This window comes from Vibrio sp. E150_011 (assembly GCF_053544015.1).
Map to the genome: position 1 here is coordinate 1 of NZ_JBHFOL010000012.1, position 20,075 is coordinate 20,075.

Below are 20,075 nucleotides of genomic sequence, written 5' to 3' on the forward strand. Positions count from 1 at the left end.
AATCGAGCCACTCACTGGCGCATCGTTTACCGCCAGCACGTCAACATTGATGGTTGCTTCAACTTGAGCACCGTCCTCATCTTCGATGACGATATCCAACGTAACGAGGCCATTAAAATCATCGTTGGGTGCGAAGCTGCATGTCCCATTATCGTTGACGGTAAAGATGCCGTCGGGGCCGGAATAGCTTACGCCCACGAGACTGACATCGCCTTCTACATCGGTGGCATTGGCCAGAAATTGACTTTCGTTAAAAATCAGAACATTGTCTTCGTCCACGCTGTACGTGGTGCTGCCTAATACCGGCAAATCATTAACGGCTTCAACCTCAATATTGAGAGCAGCATTCGTGACCTCGGTACCGTCAGATACTCCAAAGCTAAGTGGCACATCACCATTAAAGTTTTCATTCGGTGCAAAGGTGTAGTTGCCATCACCATGATCCGTGAAGACACCTTCACTGCCTTCATAAGTCACATGGGCGATGGACAAGTCATCTCCATCAATATCTGATGCGTTAGTTAATAGTTGAGCATCAGTAAAGGTGATTGAACCGTCTTCTTGGATGACGTAATTGACATCTTCGACAACAGCAGCATCGTTAACATTATCTACTTGTACTTCAAAGACTGACTCTGTCGTTCTAGAATCAAAATTATCATCTTGTTGAGATTGTGCGAACGCCTGTTGATCAACGACGTTGACTTCAAACGCTTCACTTGATGTTTGGGTGCTAGGTTGTGAATCTGCTGAGAATGATGAAGGTGACGAGTCGACATTGGAGGGTTCGGTAGATGGATTCTGAGCGGATGCACTACGGCCACCAGCCGATCCCGCGCTTTGTGATTGATCACCACCGACGGATTGTGCACCTGCACCTGAAGGCGTGGTATTGCTACCACCGTCTGAATCCCGACCTTCATTTACGTCTTCGTTTTCGATTACATTTGATTGGGCGGCTTGTTCTTGGTCAGCATTTCTATCCTCTTCATCCACAGCTCGAGGGGCAGGATCGGTCTCTCTTTCACGTTCAACACCAGCCCCACTAGGCCCATCTTCCATTGCTTGATTGATCTCATCAGTAGAATCAGCTTGGTCGGCACCTGTTGCGATCGTGGTCGCAATGGTACTTTGTTGGTTTTGCTGGCTTTGTTGCTGACCGACATTTTCATCAGGATTATCGATCTGTTCAACTGCATCATTAAGTGGACTATTTGAGTTATTCCCTGCCATCTTTGCCTCCAAGCAAAACCTTTAAATATCAACTATGTCTACTAGGTTAGTAAAAATAACCACAAATAGTAGATTAGTTTATTTTCATTTAGTGATGTGTTTTGTCCTCGTACACACGCCGTCATTCACAGACCACACAAATTCGAAATTTATCTTTGAAAATTACGCAGTTATGTCCTTAGCTAGTATTACGAATTTAATTAGCACAAATTTTTGTTACATAGGATGTAACTCTTTAGTTTAGCGCTGAAGCAAGGTGGGACTCGTGAGTCGGAATAGCATCGAAAAACATATCCGTAATGCGTTGATTCAAAACGCATCGGTATCAGATGACCAGTATGTTGACGAAATTAAAATCAAAAGTGCAATGACGTCTGTACATAAGACGTTATTGCTAACCTTCATTGTGGCTATTGTCCTACTAGTTATCGCATCACAGGCTAAGATTGATATTGTTGTCTCTTCTCGTGGCGAGTTGCTTCTTGATTCTGACATAGAGCGCGTGCAGCATCTGGAGGGTGGCATCCTAGAAGAGCTGTTAGTAAAGCCTGGAGATGTCGTTTATGAAGGACAGCCGATCGCCAAATTAAAATCACTAGATAGGAATTCACTACTCTCTACGACCGATTCTGAAATAACACAATTGGAGATGGATCGCCTTCGCTATCAAGGGCTGATGACAAGTACTGAGCCTGACTTCTCCAATTACACTAACTTTCCTCAGCTCGCTTCCCTTAATAAACAGAGTTGGATCCAAGAACACAACAAAAATTTATCGAGTGAAACGCTCATCAAGCATGACATTGAGCACAAACAAAATTTAGTTAAATCAATGAAGCGTCGTAAGCAGAGTTCTTATAACCAACTGAAACTTATTCGTAAACAACTTGGGATTAAGCAAACACTCTACAAAGAAGAAATGGGATCATATGTCGATGTACTTAACATGCAAGTGCAGGAATCGAATATGATCCGAGAGATCGAAAATCTTGACGAGTCAATCATGAATGAGGACTTTCAACTTACTCGATTAGATAAACAATTGAACGATCTTATTGTTAATCGAAACGCAGAATATCAAGCTCAAATCATACAAGCAGGCAAAGAACTGAGCATTAAACAGATCCAACGACCACAGCTATCAGACAAAGTGGATCGGCTTATTGTTTACGCCCCCGTTGACGGTGTCGTTGACAAAATTCACTTTAATTTCCGCTCTGCTGTTATTCCTCCTGGTGAAAGTATTGCTGACATCTCTCCTTTGAATAACCAATTACACGGAGAAGCAAAAATTCCGCGAAAAGAGATGGGGTTTGTTGAGGTTGGTCAGGAAGTTAAGCTTAAATTTGATACCTACAACTTTTCAAAATATGGCTTTATGTCAGGAAAAATTGCATCAATCAGTCGCTCGTCTTATGAAGAAGAAGACGCCGAATACTACCTCGCAACAATCATTATCGACGATGACTTTTTAGAACGCTCAGGAACAAAATACAGCCTATCCCCTTACATGGAATTTACCGCTGATATCAAAACTGGCGATCGTCGAGTAATAGAATACGCAGCGAAACCTGTCATGTCCGCCATAGATGATGCGTTTGATGAGAGATAATACATATGAGAAATGAAGCATGAAGCCGAAACACCAAATATATACATTTCCTGTGATTAAATTGGGCATCAGTGCATTGATGGTATTAACCATCATTGGCGTTTGGCTTGGCGTACGTTTTTATTTGGCGACGCCTAATCAACAAGACTTCGACACGCCTCTTATTCGACAGAGTCAGGTATTAACACAACAGTTGGAATCAACGATTGTTTCTTTAGATGTTTGCATTGAAGGCTCACCTTGCGATGATGCACACGTTGGGTTAGCAGGACTAATGAGTGCGTTAAATGAGTTCAAAGCATTGGCATCGTCGGATAAATCACAAGTTAGCTTAGTGGGAGCGATTGAATACAGTCACTTAGAGTTGGCTATTGTGCGATTCTTAGCCATTAACCAGCGAACCATGAGCGACTATCAACAGCTAAGAGAAGCATTAAGCCGTGACTACGTTGAAATTCGTAATCGATTTGACGACCTCTTCTATGTTGAACATCAAAGAGTGATTACTGAACTAAGATCCAGCATTGATAAAATGTTCCTCTTGTTCCCACTCATGGCATTAATCGCTATTTTTGTTGTGCTCGGTGGTTGGTATCGCTTGAAAAAAACCGCTCGAAGCAGACACGCGATCAACAACAGCTTTCGATCGCTATCCACCCGTCTAGATACATTAGACTCTAGCCAAATTGATAGCCTTTTGAATAATGCGCATCTTGACCCAGTTGAACGCAATATTTACTCAAAGTTAAAAACCGTCTTTGAAAAAGTGGATAGACAACAACAAGATGCCGATTTGAACCAACAGCTCTATGGGTTAATCGGTTATGAAATTCGTGGGATCACCAGCACAATCAAAGGTGGAATCCAGTACCTTGTTCAAGACTCAGAAGATAGCCGCGCTGTCCTTGCTCAAGACATCACATCGGCGGCCAATACCCTGTCTGAATTAGCTGAGAACTACAACAGGCTATTATCTCAAGGCCGAGACAAAAGTAGCAGTAACTTTTCTTTTCTGGAGGTGTTGTCAGAATTAACCGTGCATTTAAAGAGTAAACTTCATCGCGAGAACCGATTGATTGAATGTGACTTCAATGCCAATCTACCGAATAGTGTTGTCGGGCACCAGACCAGCTTGTTTTGGATTTTATTTTTAAAGCTATCCAGCGCAATTCAAATACAACACGACAAACATGTCTTATTTCAAGTCTCGACGCAAAGTTCGAGTGACGTTGATAAAACAAGAGTATTACTTTCTATTACGTTCTTAACGCACTTGAATGTCGACCGCTCAAAAATTGATTCTTTGCACTGGTCTGAACGAAATGAAACCACTACCGCTAATGATGAGTGGACCCTTTCGATTTTAAGCAATACTAGCTACTTTGACTCTCATTGGTATGAATCTGGCCAGCAGCGCCGCTATGTATTAGAGCTCGATGTCGAAGCGCAAAATTTTTATACCTTCAATTCGCAACAACTTAAAGACCGTCATATTGTCATTTGTAGCCAAGGCAAGTTGGCATTAGACCTGCTGAGTAAACAACTGACTTCACATGGCGGTTCGGTTACGTTGTGTAACGACCCCAATGAGTTATTCCGCATGGCAGGTAGCCAAACAAACATCGATGCCATCATCATCTCAGATTTAATTGAAGGCATTCAAATCGATTCCTTTAGCAAAACGCTTAGCTCACGTATGAAAACAAGCCACACCAAGCTCTTTTTATTAGCGAGCCATGCCGAGGATGTACATAGTGCCTTTGAGTACGTGGACAAAGTGTTTTTCACACCAGCCTTGCCTTATGAGTTTATTCCTAATTTAACAGATGCTTTAAACGCCGAATCCGTAGAAGAAACGCTCGAAAAAAGTTCATTCCTGATTGTGGAAGATGACAAGGTACAGCAGTTCCTGCTCAAACGTATTCTGATGAAACAAGAATATAAAGCCGATACGGTTGGAGACGGCTCAGAGGCCATCGATTGGGTTAAAGCCCAACGAGCCGACATCATATTTATGGATTGCATCATGCCCGGAATGGGAGGCATTGAAGCCACTAAACTTATCCGTAAACACGAAATGGACAGCGGTCATCGTTCCCCTGCAACGATCATCGGCGCAACCGCGCTAACGAGTGTCGCGGAACATAAGGCCTGTATTGAAGCAGGTATGGACTACGTTATTAGCAAGCCCTACAAAAGCGATGAAATTATCAAGGTGATTAAGAAGTATGTTGCATTTCAAAAGCTTAATTAGCGTATCGTGCGGCTTATTATTTTCGGCCCCTGTACTGCCTTCCACAGTCTTGGAGGCTGTACAAGTCGGCTTGAATAATAATGTCTCACTCATTGCCAGTCGTAAGGGCGTCGAAGAAAGTGCTTATGATATTGATGTGAGTCGTTCTAGCTTTCTACCGACTATTTCAGCCGATGTGCAAACAACATGGAACACCTCGACTACTCGTCTAGGCGGTATTAGCGATAGTGAAAATTCATACAACGATCATGGCTATGGTGTCTCGTTGAGCCAAAGTTTGTTCAATCTATCTGATATTTACGAATACGGCACCAGTAAGCTCGATTTCACGATCGAAGAAATTAAAAATGAAGCCAAGACTCAAGAGGTAATTGAGCAGATCACGGCTCAGTATTTTGAATATCTAAAAAACGGGGCGAAGACCAGAGCAACAAAGGCAGAGCTTGAGTCCTCTATGAGTCGACTAAAGCAAATGAATCGGAATGTATCACTCGGCAATGTGGCGGCGAGTGAGCTCTACGAGGTCATTGCACAAAAAGAAGGGATAGCTAACCGCTTAAGAAGCTTACATAAAGACAAAGAAGTCATATTAAATCGTTTAGCACTGTTGACGCAGTACCCAGTCATTCCGACTCAAGACCTACAAACAGAATTGCTTTTAGCGGAGATACCACTCGACAAGCAAACCGACTTGCTTGGACAAGCGATGAAGTTCAATAACGACATTATTTTGTCGCAAAAGACATTAGAGCGTAGCTTTCGCACCTTGAAAGAAACGGGTTCTAATTTTGCGCCTAACTTGTCGGCCAATGCCAGTTATCGGCACGAAGATACCAACAACTATGATCTTTCCTCAAATCCAAATGCGACAGGGATTAGCGATGACCGTTCACTTGGTCTTGTCTTATCTGTTCCGATCACCACGGGCGGTTCAGATTACTACGCCTATCAGAAAAACAAAAAGACCATTGAACGGAATGACCTACTGCTGACGGATAGCCAAAATACGGTCAAGAATGATGTCGAGACTTCGATTCTTAATATCAACGACTTTTCACAATCAGTGTTTACCTACGAAACGATTATCAAAGCCAATTACTCATCTTACAAAGGTATCAAACGCGCACACAGCTTAGGTACCCGTACTATCACTGACCTACTCTCTGCCGAAAGCAAACTGTTTAGCAGTATTAGAGATTACGAAAGTGCTAAGTATGACTATGTCATTGAGTCTATAAAACTGGATAGATTAGTCGGTAACTTATCACCACTCAGCATCGAGAAGATCATGTTATTGATGGCCAACGAGTCAACAATTAGGCATCAGGACATTATTCCTGAACATCTAAAAAACTAGCACTCATCTGATGATAATTGACGGCCGTTGAACGAATGGGAAATAAGAATGAAAACTGAATATTTTTCACAAAAAATCACTTGGATAGACAAGCTGTATCTGGTTTTTTCTACCATTATGTCGACGTTATTTGCCCTTGTCTTGCCATTCTCGATTCTCATTATATTTGACAGAGTGCTTCCTAACCAAGCTACCGACACATTGTTTGTGTTGTTCGTTATTATTCTTGTTGCTATCTACCTTGACTACCTACTAAAAATGCAAGAAGAAGTCATTACTACATCATTGATGAAAAACTTTGAGAATCGCCTGACAAACAAAGTTTTTCGAGCCATCTGCCTTGCACAAATCCCACAATTTAATCAACTTGAATCTGGTCAATATCTAGAAAGAATCGCCACGATACCTGAGCTTAAAAGTTTTTTTGGAGGCGAAGTTGTACGTGCATCTATCAACGTGATGGTCAGTATCATTACTATCGTTATTATTACCCTAATCAACACCTGGGCCGGCGTTACTCTCGTGGTTGCATCATTGATATTACTCGCCGCGGCAGTCGCGATATCTTCGAAGAAGGTCGTTGCTTTGAAGGAAAAGTCTGAGATAGAAGGACTCACCAATTCAAAAATTATCGAAATAGTATCAAGCCCATTAGACAACAAAAGTCGCACAATGGAATACCGCTTAGAAAGCTTAATGACAGAGATGGTGAAAACTCGTGAGAAGAAAAGCATTGCCTACGAGAATCTAGAGTCGCAAATGAATTTGTCGCTGACGCTCATACAACAGCTCTCTATCGCCGTTGTCGTCGTCTTATTGGCCATTTCAGTAATAAACTTGGATGCGAGTCAAGGGGTGATGGCTGCAATCATCATGCTGACCAATCGTTACTTTGCCCCCTACCAACAGATAATGCGTACGATTGGCCGATGGAAAGTAAACAAAATGCAGATTTCAGATATTGCTGAGTTACTTTCACTCGAACATAGTCAACAGCAGGTCCAAGGTAAGCATAACCAACAAGAACTGGAGCAAAAATCAGCGCTTGGCAATCATGCTAAAACCCAGAGAATTGAGGGCACCGTTGAGACCCGTTCAACCTCACTCATGCCATGGGCACCAAACCCTACCCCCACAGGGCTTGACCCACTCACTATCCCCGATTTGACAAAAATAGAAGTAAAACTGGATACCAATCAACGAGTGGTTTTCCAAAAAGGTACGCCCATTATATTAAAAGGCCGTTCTGGTAGTGGTAAGAGCCATCTAACCCGCTGCTTAACGCGCGACACACAATGTGAGCGCACCTCTATTTTAATCGATGATATTGAACTCAACCAATTGCATTACCACTGTTGGCGGGATCGAGTTCATCGAATAGACAAAAATAGTAGCTTTGTGGAAGGGTCTATTATCGACAATCTCACGTGTTTTCGTCCTATGTTGAATGGTGCCGCGTTTACTTTGTGTAAAGGGTTATTGGTTAAAAGCGAAATCGATGCGCTAGAAGCGGGATTTTATACTCAAATAAAGGGCCACAATACATTGCCGTTATCTCGACAGGTTCAATACGCATTATTCATCATACGTGCCATGCTCAGCCAAAAGAAAATGTTGATTCTCGATGACATAGATAGTGTGTACGACCAAGAATTTGCCCATCGAGTTGTATCAATGTTGGTGCCCAAAGCGACCGCGCAATTCTTGATCATTGTTAGCAACAAAATAAACAGTGATGCCCATGGTGTAAAATCGATCAAATTGTCGAAGGAGTTTTTACGCTGATGACTATTCTCGTAGATTTTAATAATGTCTCTCAACGGCTAAAGGACTTTGAATCAGAAGGATTCGAACATCGCTACCGGCATTCGCCACTACTTCGTGGTTTAGCTTACACATTGATTTCTCTCGAGTGGGAAGGCACCCCCGAGATTTTATCTGATGCCTTTACACCTGGAGAGATGGATCAAAACGGTTTTGAACTTACGCTGTCACGTTTAGGTTATCAATGCAGGACAACTCAGTATTCAAACTCGAAAGCTGCAGAAATCGATGATATCCACCTCCCTTGTTTTATTGAGCTAGATAAGCTTTCAGGTATCTTGATGTCAGCTAAGAACGGTGAAGGTATATTATTTGATTACCGTAACAACAACATCATTACGATCCCTCTCGTGGGCGCCACATTTGCACTGACGGTAGTCTCTGAATACTCAAAGTTATTTAGAGAGCCACCACCTGAATCACAAGATAGAAGCAACTGGGTAAAATACGCGTTTTATCGTTACAACAACGAATTCAAAAGCCTTATATTTTTATCGTTGATGATTAACATTCTCGGTGCTCTGCAACCCTTCTTTATTATGGGCGTTTACAACTTCGCGCTCTCATCAAGCTCACTGCCTACATTATATTGGTTGACGTCTTTTGCGATTTTCCTTGCTTTCGCTGAGTACCTTTTTCGACGTGTTAGGATGAAAGTCCTCTCAACATCCGGGCAAGATCTTGCTGTACACATTTCACGTAACGTTATTGCGAAGCTGCTGTGGCTTCCCTATTCAATGACCTCCTCTGCTGGCGTGTCATCTCAACTAGCCCGCCTTAAAGACATTGACCAATTTCGTAAACTGGTGACGGCTGAGTCAACATTGAGCTATTTTGATTTGCCGTTTATTGTGCTATTTATCCTCGCCATTACGATACTATCGGGTTACGCCGCATTAACGGTGTTAGCGGGGATTTTACTGATGATCGTGTTCTGTTTATATTCGCGTTATATCTACACCCAAGCAACATCAAAGAGCTCTCGAGCCAATGCTATGGTGTCATATCAATGGAATGAGCTACTGAGAGGCATCTCCACCCTACAAGGGTTACCTTTACTCAGGATTATCCAATCTCGCTTCAAGGCCGCACATGAACAAAGTTCGGCTGATGCGGCCTTTGTTTCTACAACAAACAGTAAGATTCAAGCCATAGGTGGTGGTTTGATTCAAGCGGTAGGTACTGCAGCGATCGTCACCGCCGTTTTGAGCGTAATGGAAGGCGATGCAAGTGCGGGGGCTATGTTAGCAACCGTTATCTTAGTCTGGAAAGCGCTTGGCCCGATCATGGGCATCTATAACTCTCTTGCCAAAATTAAGACTATCCAATCTTCTACCGCCCAGATTAATGCCCTCATGTCACTTGATGACGACAAATCTTCAATCGAAAAAAGCCCACCAATTAGACAGTTTAACGGTGAGATAGTCGCTAGTGGTCTTGTTCATCGCTATCAAGGTGCATCAACGGGTCTTACTAATTTAGGTTTTAGTATCCAGCCAGGGAATAAGGTCGCCATTTCTGGACCTGCGGGCAGCGGTAAAACCACATTGTTAATGTTAATCGCAGGGTTGGAGCCCAGATATCAAGGGGCTCTGTATTTCGACGGGCACAATATTAAACAGTTCAATAATTTTCGGTATCGGAAAGGAATTAACTACATCCCATTTGATCTTCACCTTTATGAAGGTTCGATTGAATCCAACTATATTCTACATAACGGCGTTGTTTCACAGGAACAAATGTTACAGTCATTTTCTTTCTTAGGATTAGACCAGGTATTCGAGAACGGGTTAGAAACCATGATCAACGCCGACTTTCTTGCCAATCTTCCTTCTGGATTATTGCAAAGGCTACGACTGGCAATAGGGTTGGCGGATATAAGCCAGAATGTCATTATTATCGACGAGCCGTTAGTCGGTGTTGAGCGCGAACTTGCGACCTATATCAACCAGCTTTTTGCAGGTGTGCTTCGGCACAAAACGGTCATCTTCACCACCGTAGATCCTGCGTTAATATCGAGCTCAACGCACTGCTTGTTATTAGAAAAGGATGGTTCACAAAAATATTTTGGTACACCCGACAAGGTAATGAATGCAATGGGGAGTTAATCGATAGACATGACACGGTAATCAATTGTTTAAACCGAGCGTCAAACAGTTGTCGTCGCTATATCATCTATAGCCATGGATTTTTTGGCCACTATTTAATTCGAACATTTACGGAATGTGAATTGTTATCACTAATAACAATATCTATTGGTAGTGAGCTTCGATTTACCTGGGTTTTATTTGCAAGGACGACCTTGCTTCCATCGTTAATTGTGGCGTGAACGGTAAATTCTTCAGGATTTGTGAGCGTTAGCGTATTTGTTGAATCTTGATACATAATACCAATAGATTTTTCTTGTAATTTCACTTCACAAGGGATGTTAATTTTACAAACCACTTCGCTCAAGCCAACGTGAGTGACGGTTCTGTACGTAAAAGCGGCAATTAACACCATCATCATGATGATAATTTGACCAAGCCTACCTTTTGTTAATTTCTGTGCTGCCATTATTGGGTGTTCTCCGTGTAACAAACTTCAAAGTTTTGAAATAAATGGACATAAACCCAACCAACAGTAAGGTTACTACCCTGTTCTTGAATTGTTAATTGAAGTATTATTGTCGCTTGAAAATGCTACTTTTTGTTAAAACTTACAAGAGAAGTAACGTTTTGAAAAAGCGTTAATTCTCTTGGGCGTTTGGGTAGCATTACGACATGAGTCGTGTTGGAAGTAAAGTATAGTTAATTATAAATTGGAAGCATGTTAATGAGCCAGGAAAAGCAGCTTGAACAAGTTTACAACTATACCGTAGTACGCCAGTTCACTTTAGTGACCATTCTCTGGGGTATTGTTGGTATGGCGGTAGGCGTTTTAATTGCCGCTCAATTAGTTTGGCCACAGCTCAACTTTGATACGCCGTGGTTGACGTATAGCCGTTTACGTCCGTTACATACTAATGCGGTAATTTTTGCATTTGGTACCAGTGCTCTGTTTGCAACGTCTTACTACGTTGTACAGCGTACCTGTCAGACGAGATTATTTGGAGGACCTCTTGTTCCATTCACCTTTTGGGGATGGCAAGCCATTATTTTAGCTGCGGCTATTACTCTACCTTTGGGTTACACCTCGGGTAAAGAATACGCAGAGCTAGAATGGCCAATCGATATTGCAATTGCAATCGTCTGGGTGTCTTACGCGATCGTCTTCTTTGGAACACTGATTAAGCGTAAAACCTCACATATTTATGTGGCCAACTGGTTTTTCGGTGCGTTTATTATCACCGTAGCCGTGTTGCACATTGTGAACAGCTTAGCCGTACCCGTCTCACTAGGTAAGTCGTATTCGGCCTACTCTGGTGCCATCGATGCGATGGTTCAGTGGTGGTATGGACATAACGCTGTAGGTTTTCTGCTAACAGCAGGTTTCTTAGGGATGATGTATTACTTCGTACCTAAGCAAGCCGAGCGTCCGGTTTACTCTTACCGTTTATCGATTGTCCACTTTTGGGCGCTAGTTTCTTTGTATATTTGGGCCGGCCCTCACCACCTCCATTATACGGCTCTGCCTGACTGGACTCAGTCACTAGGCATGGTAATGTCATTGGTTTTATTCGCTCCTTCTTGGGGGGGCATGATCAACGGTATTATGACGCTATCTGGTGCATGGCATAAGCTTCGCTATGACCCGATTCTACGTTTCTTGGTGGTTTCATTGTCTTTCTACGGTATGTCTACCTTCGAAGGTCCAATGATGGCAATCAAAACCGTTAATGCCCTATCTCACTATACCGATTGGACAATTGGTCACGTGCATTCTGGTGCACTTGGTTGGGTTGCAATGGTTTCTATTGGCTCTGTTTACCACTTAGTCCCTAAGCTATTTGGTCAAGAACGTATGTACTCTGTTGGATTAATCAATACACACTTTTGGTTAGCAACAATTGGTACGGTTCTTTACATCGTCGCTATGTGGATTTCAGGTGTGATGCAAGGTCTAATGTGGCGTGCAGTAAACTCAGACGGCACGTTGACTTATAGCTTTGTTGAGTCAGTTCAAGCCTCTTACCCGTTCTATACGGTACGATTTATTGGCGGTCTGATTTTCCTTTCAGGTATGTTCTTGTTGGCTTACAACACATACAAAACGGTTACTGCAGAGAAAGGTAGCCTTAAAGCTATCCCTCAGCCGGCATAAGGAGATTAGAGAATGAGCTCAAATTCTAACAATCGCCATGAAATCGTTGAACGCAACGTAGGCTTATTGGCAATTTTAATTGTTTTCGCCATCAGTTTGGGTGCTCTTGTAGAGATTGTCCCTCTGATGTTTCAAAAACAAACAACAGAGCCAGTAAAAAATCTTCGTGCCTACACTGCACTCGAGATGGAAGGACGTGACATCTATATCCGCGAAGGATGTAATGTTTGTCACAGTCAAATGATTCGTCCTTTCCGTTCAGAGACAGAGCGTTACGGTCACTATTCTGTTGCTGGCGAAAGTGTATGGGAACACCCTTTCCTTTGGGGTTCAAAGCGTACTGGACCTGATCTTGCTCGTGTTGGTGGTCGTTATTCCGATGAATGGCACCGTGTTCACTTGTTAGATCCTCGTGAATTAGTTCCGGAGTCAAACATGCCAGGCTTCCCTTGGTTGGCAGAAAACGAATTGGACGGCAAATTAACGCAGAAGAAATTGAATATCTTCCGCAATCAATTTGGTGTTCCATACACGGATGAGCAGATCGCTAACGCCGAGAGTGACGTAAAGGGTAAGACAGAGATGGATGCCATCATTGCTTACCTGCAGTCTCTTGGCCATGCGATGAAATAAGGAGAGTATTATGGATATAGGTACTATTCACAGTATTTGGACCGTAGTTTTATTTAGCTGCTTCATCGGTATCGTTTGGTGGGCTTACGGTAAAAAACGTAAAGACCGCTTTGATGAGGATGCCAATTTAGTGTTTGCTGATGAGCAACCCTCTACCTCCGAAGAAGAAGGAGTGACTAAATAATGACTACATTTTGGAGTCTGTTCATTATTGTCATCACTGTCGGTACGTTACTTGGCTGTGCTGCCATTTTGATATGGTGCCTGCGTGACAATATGGGCGTCGAAGAAGGCGAAGATATGGGGCACGAATACGATGGTATTCGTGAACTGAACAACCCGCTGCCAAAATGGTGGACGTATTTGTTTTTTAGTACGTTCCTATTTGCTGCGGTATATCTTGCACTCTACCCTGGCCTGGGTAACTTTCAAGGGCTTTTGGGCTGGACAAGTTCGGATCAATCCGTGCAAACTCTTGAAGAATCAAAAGCTTCATTAGCGGCATCTGCAAAAAACAAGCAGTTAGACCAATATGCGAAAGAGCTAGACAGTGCAGAAACCTATTTTGGTGAAGCATTCAATCGCTTAGCGAAAACCTCAGATGGCGGCTTACGCCCTATTCCTGAGATTGCAGCTGATAGCGAAGCAATCAAGGTTGGACAACGACTCTTTTTGCAAAACTGTTCTCAATGTCATGGTTCGTCAGCTCGTGGCCAGAAAGGCTTCCCTAACCTAACCGACAATGCATGGCTATATGGCGGTGAGCCTCAAGCAATCGTTACGACGATTATGCATGGTCGTATTGGTCAAATGCCAGGTTGGAAAGATGCATTAGGCGAAGATGGTGTTCGTGAAGTCGTCAGTTACACATTGAGCTTATCTGGGCGTAAAGTAAATGCTCGTGAAGCCGAAGCGGGTAAATCTCGTTTCGTTGTATGCGCAGCATGTCATGGCACGGATGGTAAGGGTAACCCTGCTGTTGGCGCACCTGACTTGACAGATCATGACTGGTTATTTGGTGATTCACGTGCCGATGTAACAGAAACAGTGATGAACGGTCGTTCTGGTGTGATGCCTGCATGGAAAGACATTTTGGGTGAAGAAAAAATCCAGTTGGTGTCGGCCTATGTCTGGAGCCTAAGCAATTCGGACAAATAAGTAACATTTCAATAACAGCCCCTTGTAAGGGGCTGTCTTTTCTAGATAATTTATAACTTCCTTCTTAGTTAGCTGTTGAGAATTTTTTTATGGTAAAGCCTTGGTATAAACAATTCTGGCCGTGGTTCCTGATCGCGCTGCCACTTTCGGTTGTTGTCGGTACATTGTATGTAGTACTGATATTTTCCCAGAACTCTGTGGATCTAGTTGCCGAGGATTACTACAAAAAAGGAAAAGGAATAAATGTCGACATCACCAAAGTGAATGTCGCTAGGGAATTAAAGTTAAATGCTGAAGTATCATCAATCGACAACGTCGTTATCATCACTTTTGATAAAGGTGATCTAACCAACTACCCGGCTCTTACCACAACGTTTACCCACCGCACACTGCCAGATCAAGATTTTGAAAAGTTATTAACGGCGGATGCTAAAGGGACCTATCGTTTAACACTCGATCATAAAATGCAGGGGCCGTGGTTCGTAGAACTGCAACCACACGATAAAGCATGGATGATTCAAGGCAGAGTCACCTTCCCTTCTTCTGACCCTGTGTTGATAGATTAATTATGTGTAAATCGTGTTATCACTGCGGTGAAGAAGTACCAGTCGACACGAACTACTGCGTACATATACTCGATGAAGATCGAGATATGTGCTGTCCAGGCTGTGAAAGCGTCGCTCAGACAATCGTCGATAGTGGCTTAGTGTCTTATTATCAGTATCGGACGGCGCCAGCTGAGAAAGCGGACTTAGTGCCTGAGCAGCTCAAAGCACTCATTCATTACGACAACGAAGATATCCAAAGTGAGTTCGTACGCAGCCATGAAGACGAGAAAGAAGTCACGCTTTCGATTGAAGGGGTTTCTTGTGCAGCCTGTGCTTGGTTAATCGAAAAAAGAATGTCAAATGAGCCTGGCATTATTGCTATTCGCGTCAATACGACAACTAATCGCGCTTTACTAAGATGGGACAGCAGCCAAACCAAGCTCAGTCAACTTTTGTCTGCTATCCATGAACTAGGTTATAAGGCTGCACCATTTGAAGCCGATAAACAAGAAGCCGACTACCACAACACAATGAAGCAATACTTGTATCGTTTGGGTATCGCTGGTTTAGCGACGATGCAAGTGATGATGCTGGCCGTCGCTTTGTATCTAGAGGTATTTGGAAGTTTAGAAACTGAGTTCAAGAACTATTTCCGTTGGGTAAGCTTAATTTTTGCTACGCCGGTTCTAATGTATTCTGCCCTACCTTTTTATCTAAATGCTTGGCGAAGCCTAAAAGGCCGTACGCTTGGAATGGATGTTCCCGTATCTATCGCATTGATTTTCGCTTATGTGGCAAGCTTAGTCGCTACCGTAACGGAACAAGGCGAAGTGTTTTTTGAATCTATTTCCATGTTTACGTTCTTCTTGTTGGTCGGGCGTTATCTAGAAATGCGAGCAAGACGTAAAGCCGCAGCAGCGAGTGGTAATCTCTTAAAGCTCATTCCAGCGATAGCAAACCGCCTTGATGGAGAACAAATACCGGTTAAGTCTCTGCAAGTTGGCGATCAAGTACGAGTGCTGCCCGGAGAACATATTCCTGCTGACGGCATCGTAATGAATGGACGTATTCATGTTGATGAATCCATGCTGACAGGAGAGTCGCTACCTGTCGTCAAACATCAGCAAGATACGGTTTACGCCGGCACGCTGAATGGCGATGAGGCTTTTGACCTCGAAGTACGAAGTACTAAAGCAGATTCAATGATTTCCAGTATTGTGCGCTTGCAAGATGAAGCTCAATTGAGTAAACCCAAGATTGCTGAAATAGCCGACATCGTAGCTCGCTACTTTGTTGCCATCATTTTAGTGATCGCTGCGTTGACGTGGTTTTATTGGCACCAAAGTAAACCTGAAGACGCTTTTTGGATTATGTTGTCGGTCCTTGTTGCCACCTGCCCGTGCGCACTGTCTCTCGCGACACCCACCGCTATTACTTGTTCAAGCTCACGAATGGGTTCATTAGGCATACTGTCTCGTAGAGGACATGTATTTGAAACGTTATGCAAAGTGAATCATTTGATTGTCGACAAAACTGGAACGTTGACACATGGCGACATAGAGATTTCGAAAACCAAACCCTACGCCGAATATTCGGAGCAAACCGTGCTCGCTATTGCCGCATCGCTTGAGAGTCATGCTAACCACCCAATAGCACGAGCCTTTAAGCCATATTTGGACTCTGATATCCAAGTCTCCAACGTGGAGAACATCATTGGCTCAGGCTTAACGGGTACTTGGAAACAATCACAGATAAAAATTGGTAACGCGCTTTTTGTTTTAGGAGCCGCGACGCAAGAAAAAAACACTGTTTATCTCTCTCTAAATGACGCACATATCGCCAGCTTTACCTACCATGACCCGATCAGGAAGGAATCTAAAGAGTTCATTGAAAAAATGCACTTAGCCGGTATTAAAACTACATTGTTAACAGGCGATACGCTCACCAACGCTGAACCTGTTGCCCAAGAGATTGGCATCCAGTCTATTGTCGCAAGCGCATCGCCAAGTGATAAGCTGGCCTATTTAAAAGGGCTTGATGACAGTGATATAACCTTAATGATTGGCGATGGTATCAACGATGCCCCAACCCTCGCTGGCGCGCACCTTTCGGTCGCAATGGGCGGCGGTACTGATGTTGCAAAAGCCTCTGCTGATCTGGTGTTATTAAGTGACCGCCTAGATCGTTTATTGACCGCGCGTAAATTGGCGATTCAAACCCGAAAAATTATTCGAGAGAATCTCGCATGGTCATTGGGGTATAATCTTCTCATATTGCCACTCGCAGTCGCTGGTTTAGTCGCGCCCTACATTGCCGTTGTTGGAATGTCGGCCAGCTCCATTATTGTCGTTTCCAATTCACTGCGCTTACTAAAAGAAGATAAATAGCATGGAAAGTCTTTATATACTCATCCCCATCGCCATCGTTTTGGTTTGTGTCGCCGTTGGTATTTTTCTGTGGGCGGTGAAAAGCGAGCAGTTCGAAGATTTAGAACGCCAGGGTCACAACATTCTCTTTGACGAAGACGTCACTGCAGATAATACCGCCGACTCAAAGCCAAACAAGAAAGAAGATCATAGTGACGCTTGATTTAGTGGGTGCATTTACCATCGGTTTGTTAGGTGCAGGTCATTGCATGGGAATGTGCGGTGGTATTGCTTCGTTACTGTCCCTTGGGCAACCTCATAAAACCCCTACTTTACTCATCGTAAATTACAACCTAGGGCGCCTGCTTAGCTACACTCTCATAGGCAGTGTCATTGGTGGAACAGTTGCAGGGATTGCAACGTTGTCGCAGTTCAATCATGCGTTAGCCGCTCTGAGAATCCTCGCAGCTGTATTTATGATTTTGTTAGCACTGTATGTGGGTCGATGGTGGAATGGTTTACTCAAAGTTGAGAAGCTAGGGCAAGTGCTATGGAAGCGCATCTCGCCATTAGCCAATCATCTTCTTCCTCTCAAACATTCTAGCTATGCAATTCCGTTTGGTTTTCTCTGGGGTTGGCTTCCTTGTGGTCTCGTTTATTCCACTCTGACGTGGGCTGCCGTATCTGGAAGCGCAGTTAACGGTGCAGCAACAATGTTGGCATTTGGTCTAGGGACTTTACCCGCTATGTTACTTGTTGGCACTAGTGCTAAAAAATTACAATCCCTGCAGAATTCAACGAGATTTCGCCATATCGCCGCATTTTCAATACTGATTTACGGCCTTTATACAGGTTACGATGCGGTGATTATTTTTAATGCAAACTAATAGATGATTGTTTTATCATTGATTTTTTAGCTACCCTTTAGAGGTAAGGAGTGTTAAAATATTGATGTACATCAAATAGTGATAGGTTGTTATGATTTCTGAAAAACCTGCAGCAAAACGAATTCAGTCAGGTGGCTGTGCCATCCATTGCCAAGATTGTAGTATTAGCCAACTGTGTATCCCATTCACATTGAATGAAGCAGAGTTAGATCAACTAGACCAAATTATTGAGCGTAAAAAGCCCATTCAAAAGGGTCAAGAGTTGTTTAAAGCTGGCGATGAATTGAAATCTCTTTACGCAATTCGCTCTGGAACAATTAAAAGCTATACCATCACAGAACAAGGTGATGAACAGATCACAGCTTTTCATTTAGCGGGTGATTTGGTTGGTTTTGATGCCATCACCGACGATGAACACCCAAGTTTCGCTCAAGCATTAGAGACCTCGATGGTATGTGAAATACCCTACGAAATATTAGATGACCTCTCCGGAAAAATGCCGAAACTGCGTCAACAGATTATGCGTTTAATGTCGAATGAGATTAAAGGCGATCAAGAGATGATTCTCTTGTTATCGAAGAAAAATGCCGAAGAGCGATTAGCCGCATTTTTGTATAATCTCTCGACTCGATTCTCTCAACGTGGCTTTAGCCCTAGAGAGTTCCGCCTTACTATGACCCGAGGCGACATTGGCAATTACTTGGGCTTGACCGTCGAAACTATTAGCCGACTTCTTGGTCGATTCCAAAAATCGGAAGTACTGAGTGTTAAAGGTAAGTACATCACCATCATCGATCATGATGCCTTAATGGAAATGGCTGGCGTGTCAAAAGAGTAGTCTTATACGTACATCCCCCTTCTTATAAGTGGCTCTTTAATGAGCCACTTCAAATTTCTCTCTCTAACCCCTTACTTTCTCTAAAAAGATTCTCCGAAGTGCGCTAAAGTTAAGTGAACAAGATTACCATTTTGGTAAGGAGACTCTATGAGCATCTACAACAATATTCTCGTCGTTGCTAATTTAAATAGCGAAGAACAACCTGCCCTTGTTCGTGCCGTACAGCTTGCAAAGAAAAGCCGTTCAAGAAGCCGGATTTCATTTTTCCTCTCTATCTATGATTTTTCTTATGACATGACATCAATGCTATCTCACGACGAAAGAGATGCAATGCGACGTGGCGTTATCCAACAACGTGAAGAATGGATGAGAACGATCGCCGAGCCGTTTGCTGATGACAGCTTTGATCTAGACGTTAAGGTGGTTTGGCATAATCGCCCTTACGTAGCTATTATTGAGAAAGTGTTTGAAGACAGCCATAACATCGTCATTAAAGCGACTCGAAAACATGATATTTTAGAGTCCGTTATTTTCACGCCTACAGACTGGCATTTAATAAGAAAATGCCCTGCTCCAGTGTTGCTTGTGAAAAATTCAGATTGGCCAGATAACGCCACGATCGTAGCATCGGTTCATGTTGGTTCAGAAAACCCAACTCATATCGCGCTTAATGATAGCATGATCCAACAGCTCGATAGCCTGACTGAAAGATTAGGGGCTACCGGCTATCTAGTGAACTCTTATCCTGTTACCCCAGCTAATATCACCATCGAGCTTCCTGAATTTGATCCTGCAACCTATACAGATGCGGTCAGAGGCCACCATTTAACCGCGATGAAAGCCTTAAGGCAGAAGCATGGCTATGCTGAGGAACAAACGATCATAGAACAAGGACTACCTGAAGACATTATTCCTGAAGTAGCAAAACGCTTAGATGCTGCCATGGTGATATTGGGTACCACTGGACGAACTGGTCTTTCAGCCGTCTTTATCGGTAATACGGCCGAGCATGTGATCGACAAAATTAACAGTGATGTTCTTGCCCTAAAACCTGACGGTTACATTAGCCCGTTAGACCCTAACCAAGAATAAACATTTGTGCCGTTCCATACAAAAAAAGCCC

General features: G+C 43.2%; 17 protein-coding genes. 15 read left to right on the forward strand and 2 right to left on the reverse strand.

Features of this window, described 5'->3' with window-relative positions; genetic code table 11:
* Window positions 1–1,233 (reverse strand): cadherin-like domain-containing protein (locus tag ACE1OE_RS16800; RefSeq protein ID WP_449211728.1); only part of this gene is annotated, 1,233 nt, incomplete at its 3' end.
* Between the two features lie 265 nt (window positions 1,234–1,498).
* On the opposite strand from ACE1OE_RS16800, the gene ACE1OE_RS16805 reads away from it, so the two are divergent.
* Genes ACE1OE_RS16805 through ACE1OE_RS16825 form a run of 5 tightly spaced genes read left to right on the forward strand, consistent with a single transcriptional unit; the run spans window position 1,499 to window position 10,388 of the window.
* Window positions 1,499–2,845, forward strand: coding sequence for an HlyD family type I secretion periplasmic adaptor subunit (locus tag ACE1OE_RS16805; protein WP_449211729.1), 1,347 nt, complete (start codon window positions 1,499–1,501; stop codon window positions 2,843–2,845).
* A gap of 19 nt (window positions 2,846–2,864) precedes the next feature.
* Window positions 2,865–5,099, forward strand: coding sequence for a response regulator (locus tag ACE1OE_RS16810; protein ID WP_449211730.1), 2,235 nt, complete (start codon window positions 2,865–2,867; stop codon window positions 5,097–5,099).
* The gene (locus tag ACE1OE_RS16815; RefSeq protein ID WP_449211731.1) at window positions 5,074–6,456 is read left to right on the forward strand and encodes a TolC family protein; all 1,383 of its coding nucleotides are present in this window, start codon (window positions 5,074–5,076) and stop codon (window positions 6,454–6,456) included. Before ACE1OE_RS16810 ends, ACE1OE_RS16815 begins: the two co-directional genes overlap by 26 nt.
* 48 nt (window positions 6,457–6,504) lie before the next feature.
* Window positions 6,505–8,241, forward strand: a complete 1,737-nt coding sequence (locus ACE1OE_RS16820; protein WP_449211732.1) for an ATP-binding cassette domain-containing protein — start codon at window positions 6,505–6,507, stop codon at window positions 8,239–8,241.
* Window positions 8,241–10,388, forward strand: coding sequence for an ATP-binding cassette domain-containing protein (locus tag ACE1OE_RS16825; protein WP_449211733.1), 2,148 nt, complete (start codon window positions 8,241–8,243; stop codon window positions 10,386–10,388). The genes ACE1OE_RS16820 and ACE1OE_RS16825 overlap by 1 nt, the downstream gene beginning before the upstream one ends.
* Window positions 10,389–10,479: 91 nt before the next feature.
* On the opposite strand, the gene ACE1OE_RS16830 is transcribed toward ACE1OE_RS16825, so the two are convergent.
* Window positions 10,480–10,836 (reverse strand): hypothetical protein, encoded by a 357-nt coding sequence (locus ACE1OE_RS16830; RefSeq protein WP_372062528.1) that lies wholly within the window; start codon window positions 10,834–10,836, stop codon window positions 10,480–10,482.
* Window positions 10,837–11,094: 258 nt separating this feature from the next.
* Between ACE1OE_RS16830 and ccoN the strand changes: the two genes are divergently transcribed.
* From ccoN to uspE, 10 genes are all read left to right on the forward strand, one after another.
* The gene (gene ccoN / locus ACE1OE_RS16835) at window positions 11,095–12,522 is read left to right on the forward strand and encodes a cytochrome-c oxidase, cbb3-type subunit I (protein ID WP_198593088.1); all 1,428 of its coding nucleotides are present in this window, start codon (window positions 11,095–11,097) and stop codon (window positions 12,520–12,522) included.
* Window positions 12,523–12,534: 12 nt separating this feature from the next.
* On the forward strand, window positions 12,535–13,155 hold the full coding sequence (gene ccoO / locus ACE1OE_RS16840; RefSeq protein WP_449211734.1) for a cytochrome-c oxidase, cbb3-type subunit II: 621 nt from the start codon (window positions 12,535–12,537) through the stop codon (window positions 13,153–13,155).
* 10 nt (window positions 13,156–13,165) lie between these two features.
* On the forward strand, window positions 13,166–13,339 hold the full coding sequence (locus tag ACE1OE_RS16845) for a cbb3-type cytochrome oxidase subunit 3 (protein WP_449211735.1): 174 nt from the start codon (window positions 13,166–13,168) through the stop codon (window positions 13,337–13,339).
* Window positions 13,339–14,313: a cytochrome-c oxidase, cbb3-type subunit III gene (ccoP, locus tag ACE1OE_RS16850; protein WP_102470725.1), complete on the forward strand. Its 975-nt coding sequence runs from the start codon at window positions 13,339–13,341 to the stop codon at window positions 14,311–14,313. The genes ACE1OE_RS16845 and ccoP overlap by 1 nt, the downstream gene beginning before the upstream one ends.
* Window positions 14,314–14,402: 89 nt before the next feature.
* Window positions 14,403–14,879, forward strand: a complete 477-nt coding sequence (locus ACE1OE_RS16855) for a FixH family protein (protein ID WP_449211736.1) — start codon at window positions 14,403–14,405, stop codon at window positions 14,877–14,879.
* A 2-nt stretch (window positions 14,880–14,881) separates the two neighbouring features.
* Entirely contained in the window at window positions 14,882–17,248 is a 2,367-nt protein-coding gene (locus ACE1OE_RS16860; protein ID WP_449211737.1) for a heavy metal translocating P-type ATPase, read from the forward strand.
* A gap of 1 nt (window position 17,249) precedes the next feature.
* Window positions 17,250–17,450, forward strand: coding sequence for a cbb3-type cytochrome oxidase assembly protein CcoS (gene ccoS, locus ACE1OE_RS16865; protein ID WP_102470722.1), 201 nt, complete (start codon window positions 17,250–17,252; stop codon window positions 17,448–17,450).
* A complete protein-coding gene (locus ACE1OE_RS16870; protein ID WP_449211738.1) occupies window positions 17,440–18,114 on the forward strand; it encodes a sulfite exporter TauE/SafE family protein in 675 nt (224 codons plus the stop codon). The genes ccoS and ACE1OE_RS16870 overlap by 11 nt, the downstream gene beginning before the upstream one ends.
* 91 nt (window positions 18,115–18,205) lie before the next feature.
* On the forward strand, window positions 18,206–18,952 hold the full coding sequence (locus ACE1OE_RS16875) for an FNR family transcription factor (RefSeq protein WP_102470720.1): 747 nt from the start codon (window positions 18,206–18,208) through the stop codon (window positions 18,950–18,952).
* A 147-nt stretch (window positions 18,953–19,099) separates the two neighbouring features.
* Window positions 19,100–20,044: a universal stress protein UspE gene (gene uspE / locus ACE1OE_RS16880; RefSeq protein ID WP_449211739.1), complete on the forward strand. Its 945-nt coding sequence runs from the start codon at window positions 19,100–19,102 to the stop codon at window positions 20,042–20,044.
* The last annotated feature ends 31 nt before the right edge of the window (window positions 20,045–20,075 follow it).

Bases quoted from the DNA above. Each gene is read 5' to 3' on its own strand.
- ACE1OE_RS16815 (WP_449211731.1), top strand. From the start codon at position 5,074: ATGTTGCATTTCAAAAGCTTAATTAGCGTATCGTGCGGCTTATTATTT.
- ACE1OE_RS16825 (WP_449211733.1), top strand. From the start codon at position 8,241: ATGACTATTCTCGTAGATTTTAATAATGTCTCTCAACGGCTAAAGGAC.
- ACE1OE_RS16875 (WP_102470720.1), top strand. From the start codon at position 18,206: ATGATTTCTGAAAAACCTGCAGCAAAACGAATTCAGTCAGGTGGCTGT.
- ccoP (WP_102470725.1), top strand. From the start codon at position 13,339: ATGACTACATTTTGGAGTCTGTTCATTATTGTCATCACTGTCGGTACG.
- ccoS (WP_102470722.1), top strand. From the start codon at position 17,250: ATGGAAAGTCTTTATATACTCATCCCCATCGCCATCGTTTTGGTTTGT.
- ccoN (WP_198593088.1), top strand. From the start codon at position 11,095: ATGAGCCAGGAAAAGCAGCTTGAACAAGTTTACAACTATACCGTAGTA.
- ACE1OE_RS16860 (WP_449211737.1), top strand. From the start codon at position 14,882: ATGTGTAAATCGTGTTATCACTGCGGTGAAGAAGTACCAGTCGACACG.
- ccoO (WP_449211734.1), top strand. From the start codon at position 12,535: ATGAGCTCAAATTCTAACAATCGCCATGAAATCGTTGAACGCAACGTA.
- ACE1OE_RS16855 (WP_449211736.1), top strand. From the start codon at position 14,403: ATGGTAAAGCCTTGGTATAAACAATTCTGGCCGTGGTTCCTGATCGCG.
- uspE (WP_449211739.1), top strand. From the start codon at position 19,100: ATGAGCATCTACAACAATATTCTCGTCGTTGCTAATTTAAATAGCGAA.
- ACE1OE_RS16845 (WP_449211735.1), top strand. From the start codon at position 13,166: ATGGATATAGGTACTATTCACAGTATTTGGACCGTAGTTTTATTTAGC.
- ACE1OE_RS16820 (WP_449211732.1), top strand. From the start codon at position 6,505: ATGAAAACTGAATATTTTTCACAAAAAATCACTTGGATAGACAAGCTG.
- ACE1OE_RS16810 (WP_449211730.1), top strand. From the start codon at position 2,865: ATGAAGCCGAAACACCAAATATATACATTTCCTGTGATTAAATTGGGC.
- ACE1OE_RS16830 (WP_372062528.1), bottom strand. From the start codon at position 10,836: ATGGCAGCACAGAAATTAACAAAAGGTAGGCTTGGTCAAATTATCATC.